The sequence below is a fragment of the Vibrio sp. 1078-1 genome (genome assembly GCF_033340475.1).
Genome location: NZ_JAWOWM010000750.1, coordinates 1 through 549 on the forward strand (window position 1 = coordinate 1; position 549 = coordinate 549).

At 44.3% G+C, this 549-nt stretch carries 1 pseudogene; it reads right to left on the reverse strand.

Features of this window, described 5'->3' with window-relative positions:
* Positions 1-235: 235 nt before the first annotated feature.
* Positions 236-549 (reverse strand): annotated as a pseudogene (locus R7190_RS29855) (nucleoside phosphorylase); the annotation flags it as partial.

A 549-nucleotide genomic window follows, 5' to 3' on the forward strand; every position in this document is an offset into this window, starting at 1 on the left:
GAAGCGACCAGTCGGATAAGGGCTGATTTTCATGCGTTTTTCTCTGCGCTAGGAAGGATGCGAATCCGGACAAATGAGCAACTCAAAGACTAAGCCAGTTTGCTTATTCATCCAGACAATTACTATTGATAACAATCTCAGATGGATTGTACCCCTTCCATTAAGACGATGAAACCAAATAAAAAAAGCGACAACCATGTGCCGCTTTTGATATTAATCTTAGAAAGAGATGACGCTATGCTTGGGCAATCAACGCTTCTAAAGCCGTGAAAGATGCAAGCTTTTCACCTTCCATCATCACTTTAGCTTCATCTACGTACTGACCTACCCCTTCCTTCACATCTTGTTGGTAGAGTACGACATTGTTTAAAATCGAAGCCACGTGTAGACCTCGTAATCGACCGACCGTAAACAGCGCCGAGGTTTCCATGTCTGCACCTAGAATACCTTTCTTGTTCCAGTACTGACAAATGGCCTCTTCGTCATCGGTGTAGAAACTGTCGTGAGAACGTACTGCGCCGAAATGATATGGCGTAGTTTGCGTCGACA